Below are 5,631 nucleotides of genomic sequence, written 5' to 3'. Positions count from 1 at the left end.
GCGGGCGCCCCGGAGCCGCCGCTCACTCGGGCTCCATGGTCCGGGCGAGGTCGTCCAGGTCGGCGAGGGTGAGCTCGGACTCCGGGTAGGTCTGCTCGAACGCCTCCAGCCGCAGCGCCATGTGCTGGACGGCGGCCTGCACGGCGAGCTGGACGTTGTTCGGGAGGCCGCGGACGACCTCGGGCCGCACGTCCAGCCGGTCGGGCCGCCTGCCGAACCGGGACATCAGGCCGTCCACCAGCGACTTCAGCAGGATGCGCTCGACGTAGGACTCCAGTTCCTTGCCCTCGGTGAGCCGCTCGGCGGTCACGTCGCCCGCCGCCCGCGCGACCGGCGGGAAGACCTCGCCGGCGCGCTTGTGCCAGCGGCGCAGCACGCGCTTGAACCCGGTCCGCCCGCCCGCGCCGAGCTCCTCCATGTACTGGGAGTAGAAGTCGGGCAGCAGCGACAGCAGCGGGACGTCCACGTTGAGCTGGCGCACCCGGCCGCTGGTCTTGAACATCCGCAGGTAGCCGTCCTCGGACGGCTCGGGGCGGACGAAGTCGCGGCCGAGCGAGCTGACCGGGATCAGCCGCATCGTGGCGGTCGGGCTGGCCGAGCGGAGCCTGCTGCCGACGACCCCGGCGAGGTCGTCGCTGGCCTTCAGCAGCTCGCCCTTGACGAAGCCGAGCCCGAGCCGGCGGCGCTCGAACAGGTCCCACTTGGTGATCATGAAGTGCACCGGCGCGCGGGCGGTGGTCTCGCGCACCGCGCCGAGCACCATCTTCAGGTCCTCGTACAGGTAGCGGCGGCCGAGCTCCTGCCGGTCCAGCAGCGACAGCACCTTCGCGCCGTCGAGGGCGACGAGCACGCCGTGCGCCTCGCGCAGGTGCCGTTCGAAGCGCCGCTGCTTCTCGTCCATCCACTCGGTGGTGATCCGCTCACCGGAGTAGTCGACGTAGCGGACCCGGAACAGGTCGGCGAGCGTCTGGTCGAGCCCGCGCGCGACGACGGTGAACGGGACCTCCTGGTACACCTTCCGGTCGGTGCCGGGGTCCCAGTCGAGGTCGGGGTTCACGATCCGCGCGTACGTCTTGACCAGGCTGGACCGCGTCCCCATCGGCGCCCGCACGAACACCCGGTGGGTGCTGTCGTCCACGGCCCTGTTGCCGAGCATCTCGTGCATGGCGGCCATGAAGACCGTCTTGCCGGAGTCGGGCTCGCCGAGCGTCACCACGTTGAAATCCCGCATCAGACCGCTCCCCAGGGACGGATGGGACGGATCGCCGGGCCGTGACGACACGTGCGACTAGGGGAGGATGGTGCCCGCCCGGCCTCCCGTCCCGCCCGGGATTGTCCGGATGCGGTCACTATGCGTGGCGGGAGCGCCACGCGAAGATCGTCACTCCCGGGACAGCGCGCGGGTGATGCCGGCGGCGGCGGTGAAGCCGAGGATGAGCCCGAGCATGGAGATCGTGTAGGCGACCCACTGGTCGCCGCCCTTCGGCGCGTACACCGTGGTCAGGCCGACGTTCCCGATCGGCAGGATGAGGTCGATCGTGTACCAGAACGAGTTGAAGTGCGGGTTCTGGCCGGTGTCCAGGGCGTGCGGGTGCCGGAAGTGGAAGTAGACCGAGCCGAAGATGATCAGGCCGATCAGCCAGGACGCCGCGCGGAACGGCAGGTACCCGTAGCCGACCAGGATCTCCTGCAGCCAGCCGATCGCCTTGCGCGCCGGGCCCTGCGAGGCGCGCCGGTCGCGGGACTTGGCGAGCAGGACGGTGCGCCCGTCGGCGTCGAGGCCGAGCGTCCGGTACGCGGTGGCGAGGCGTTCGTAGGGCTGCGGGGCGTAGCCGTCGGAGTCGCGGTGCAGCCAGTCCAGGCGCTGGCGCGCGTTGAGGGCCGGGTCGAGGTTGTCGTACTGGAAGCCGTCCAGCTGGAGGCGCTCGGGCCAGGTCGCCGGGTCGTCCCGGAACAGGCTGATCTTCGCGTACGAGAAGTCGACCGTGCCCCGGACGGGTTCGGTCGGCCGCAGCAGGACCTCCTCGGCCTGCAGGCGCTGGAGGCTGAGCGCCGTCCCCTCGCCGACGCCCAGGCGCGCGCCGCGCAGGCTGAGCTGGCCGGTGATGCGCGCCCCGGCGAACGACACCGTCCCGTCGGCGGAGAAGCCCTCGGAGCAGTAGACGTCCGTCTCGACGCCCAGGTCGTCGGCGTTCAGGGCCGTCCCGGACGGGTGGGACAGCTCCGCGCCCACGAACGACAGGTAGCCGCCGACGCGCGCGCCGCGCATCCGCAGCTCGCCCTGCGCCGAGAAGCCGCCGTCGCAGAACACGTTCGCCGCGACGTCCAGCCGGGACGCGTAGAGGGCGACGCCGCCCGGGTTGTGCAGCCGCGCCTCCCGGAAGATGAGCTGGCCGCCGACGCGGGCGCCCGGCAGCCGCACCTCGCCCTGGGCCGTGAAGCCCCGGTCGCAGTAGACGTTGGCGTCCACCAGCATCCGGTCGGCGAGCAGCGCGTCCCCCTGCGGGTTGGTCAGGTACACCCCGGACATGTTGAGGATGCCGCTGATGTGCGCCCCGTCCAGCCACAGTCCGCCGTGGACGCGGCTGCCCTCCAACCACAGGTGCCCGTCGATCCGCGTGCCGGACGCGACCAGCCCCGGCAGCCGGCAGCGCATCAGGTGGACGCTGTTCATCTGCGCCCAGTACAGGTGCGGCGCCTCGTCGAAAACGCAGCCGGTCAGCGCCAGCGGCACCGACACCTGCGCGTGCCCCAGGTTCAGCGACCCGGTGATCCGCGCCCCCGTCAGCCGCACCCCGGGCACCTGGCCGGGCGCGGGCTCGACCGCGCCGAGCAGCAGCGCCACCAGCACCTCCGCCCGGACGATCCGGTCCGGGCCCCAGTGCGCGATCTGGTCGCTGACGGTCGGGTCGCCGTTGCTCAGGTCCACGGCCTCGCCGCGCGGGAACGCCTCCCACAGCCTGCGCTCTGACGGGGACAACTCCTCGATCTTCATGGGCGCTCCGGGGGACGAGGGCGGGCCTTGCGACATGTGCCCTGCCATGGTGCCGTACGCTTCACTTTCGTAGGTAGGCGCAGATCAATGAGGGGGGCGGCCGTGGCGCGCGTCGTCGTCGACGTCATGCTCAAGCCGGAAATCCTGGACCCGCAGGGCCAGGCGATCGCCCGCAAGCTCCCGCAGCTGGGGTTCGAGGGCGTGGCGGCCGTCCGCCAGGGCAAGCGGTTCGAGCTGGAACTGGACGGGCCGGCCGACGAGGCCGCGCTCGCCGAGGTCCGCAAGATCGCGGAGACCCTGCTGGCGAACCCGGTCATCGAGACCTTCGAGGTCCACGCGCTCTGACCTCCCCCGCTGGTTCCGGGGCGCGCACGCTGACCTCGGCGTCCGCAGCGCGTTCGAGGCGTCCCGGCCGGTCTGACCGGTAACCGTCCCGCTGGGCGTTCCGTCACGGTCGGGACGGGCCGGGCCGCAGATGTGGCGCGTTCCACAATGCGGGTTTCCGCCGGGTCGATCAGTCTTTTTCTTCACCTCATCCGCAGTTCACGTAAAGACCCCACACCCTGGCGATTACGGTGCTTTTCACCGGGGAAGCCTTACATGAGTTGAGATGTTGCCAGCGAGCGCGCTCCGGGGCTGAATCCGTCCACGGCGGGGACACCTCCCGGAGGACGGACCGAGGTGCCCGGTGGACATGAAGTTCTCCCTCGCGCTGCCCCGCGAGGCCCTGAGCATCCCCGTCGTCAGACGCGTCGTCGGCGACGCGCTGCGGGGCCTCGGCGTCTCCGAGGACTGCGTGTCCGACATCCTCGTCGCCACATCCGAGGCGTGCACGAACGTCGTCCAGCACGCCCGCGACTCCGCCGATTACGAGGTGGCCGGCCACGTCGCCGGCGGCGTCTGCCTGCTGCGGATCCTCGACCGGGGGCAGGGTTCCAGGCCGGCGGCCGCCCCGTCCGCGGGCCCGGTCACCGTCGCCGCAGCACCCTCCGGCGTCCCAGGCTCCTTCGCCTCCGACGCCCCCGGGCCCTTCGCCCCCGCCGAGGCCCCCGGCCCCTTCGCGCCCCCCGAGGCCGCCGCGTCTTTCGATCCCGCCGGGGCGCCCGCGTCTTTCGATCTCCCCGGCTCGGCCGGGACCTGTGAGCCTTCTGGGACGTTCGACGCGCCCGGGCATTTCGACGGCGGACGCTTCGACGCCTCAGGCCCATTCGCCCCGAACGCTTTGCGCGAGTCAGGACGCGGACTTAGGATCATGCGGGCCCTGGTCGACGAATTGAGCATCGAATCCGCTCCCGACCGGGGCACCGTCGTCCAGATGCACAAGCGGCTGACCTGGCGGGACGAGGCGCTGATCCGACGACTGGAGCACCGCCTCGCGCGCAGCGCCGGGTAGATTGGGACACGCGCGGGGGGATTGTGACGCGCGTGCGGGAGTCGACGGCGGCGACAGCCGCAGCCTCGGGCTGGAAACCGCCCGTCCCGGCCGCCCTCATTTCGGAGGAATGACAAGAGATGGACGCTGCCCGGGTTGGGGTCATCACCTTCCCAGGTTCTCTCGACGACCGTGACGCCGCGCGCGCCGTCCGGCTCGCGGGAGCCGAACCGGTCTCGCTGTGGCACGTCGACCACACCCTCCAGGGGGTCGACGCGGTGGTGCTGCCAGGAGGGTTCTCCTATGGGGACTACCTGCGCGCGGGCGCCATCGCCCGGTTCGCGCCGATCATGACCGAACTGGTCGCGGCCGCGCGCGGGGGCCTGCCGGTGCTCGGCATCTGCAACGGCTTCCAGGTGCTCTGCGAGTCGCACCTGCTGCCGGGCGCGCTGCTGCCCAACGCCGGCCTGCACTTCGTCTGCCGCGACCAGCGGCTGCGCGTGGACAACGCCGACACGGCCTGGACCACCGAGTACCGGTCCGGCCAGGAGGTGGTGATCCCGATCAAGAACGCGGACGGGCGGTACGTCGCCGACGACGAAACGGTCGCCGAGCTGGAGGCCTCCGGCCGGATCGTGGCGCGCTACCTCGACGTCAACCCGAACGGCTCGCAGAACGACATCGCGGGCGTCACCAACGAGGCCGGCAACGTGGTCGGCCTCATGCCGCACCCCGAGCACGCCGTGGAGTCCCTCACCGGGCCGTCCGCCGACGGCCTCGGTTTCTTCACCTCGATCGTCAAGAGACTGGTCAACGCATGAGCGAGCAGCGCCCCGACAAGTCCGGCGCGAGCCACGAGGAGGAGGCCACCCTCGAATGGTTCGCCGACCTCAAGGACGACTCCGACGACCCCGAGCTGCAGCCCGTCGACCCCTCGGTGACGCAGGCGTTCAAGGCGGTCGTGGACGAGGCCGACGCCGCGCCCTCGGCCGAGCCCCTGCCCGGCGCCCCGGGTGACGAGCAGGTCCCCGGGGAGCGGCCCGCCGCGTCCGAGGACGAGGCGTCCGACGACACCCCGCTGCCCCCGCCCCCCGCCACCCCGGACCCCGACCTCGTCCGCGCCATGCGCGACGAGGCCGGCGGCGTGCCCGTCCCCGGCCTCGACGAGCCGCACCCGGCTCCCGGCGCGCCCGCCCCGCGGTCCGGCGCGTCCGGGCCGCTCGCGGTGCCGCACGGCGGCTCGGCCGCGGGCCGCGCGCCCGAG

General features: G+C 72.3%; 5 protein-coding genes and 1 pseudogene. 4 read left to right on the top strand and 2 right to left on the bottom strand.

All coding sequences use genetic code 11. The features are described from left to right. Positions 1-22: 22 nt before the first annotated feature. Positions 23-1,231 carry a TRAFAC clade GTPase domain-containing protein gene (locus AB0J52_RS24705; RefSeq protein ID WP_500184529.1) on the bottom strand — a complete coding sequence of 403 codons (1,209 nt, stop codon included), beginning with the start codon at positions 1,229-1,231 and terminating at the stop codon, positions 23-25. 150 nt (positions 1,232-1,381) lie between these two features. Further along, complete coding sequence (locus AB0J52_RS24700; protein WP_500184526.1) at positions 1,382-2,995, bottom strand: hypothetical protein; 1,614 nt, start codon at positions 2,993-2,995, stop codon at positions 1,382-1,384. Between the two features lie 102 nt (positions 2,996-3,097). Between AB0J52_RS24700 and purS the strand changes: the two genes are divergently transcribed. The 4 genes and pseudogenes from purS to AB0J52_RS24680 all read left to right on the top strand — a co-directional run. Then, complete coding sequence (gene purS, locus AB0J52_RS24695) at positions 3,098-3,340, top strand: phosphoribosylformylglycinamidine synthase subunit PurS (protein WP_199486321.1); 243 nt, start codon at positions 3,098-3,100, stop codon at positions 3,338-3,340. A 349-nt stretch (positions 3,341-3,689) separates the two neighbouring features. Beyond that, positions 3,690-4,388 carry an ATP-binding protein gene (locus AB0J52_RS24690; protein ID WP_500184523.1) on the top strand — a complete coding sequence of 233 codons (699 nt, stop codon included), beginning with the start codon at positions 3,690-3,692 and terminating at the stop codon, positions 4,386-4,388. Between the two features lie 119 nt (positions 4,389-4,507). Continuing rightward, positions 4,508-5,188, top strand: a complete 681-nt coding sequence (gene purQ, locus AB0J52_RS24685) for a phosphoribosylformylglycinamidine synthase subunit PurQ (RefSeq protein ID WP_500184521.1) — start codon at positions 4,508-4,510, stop codon at positions 5,186-5,188. After that, a pseudogene (locus tag AB0J52_RS24680) lies at positions 5,185-5,631 on the top strand (hypothetical protein); the annotation flags it as partial. The gene purQ and the pseudogene AB0J52_RS24680, both read left to right, overlap by 4 nt.

The sequence above is a fragment of the Spirillospora sp. NPDC049652 genome (assembly GCF_040675125.1).
Lineage (GTDB): Bacteria > Actinomycetota > Actinomycetes > Streptosporangiales > Streptosporangiaceae > Spirillospora.
The sequence above is the reverse complement of the archived record's forward strand: the minus strand, read 5'-3'. Positions and strand labels throughout refer to the sequence as shown.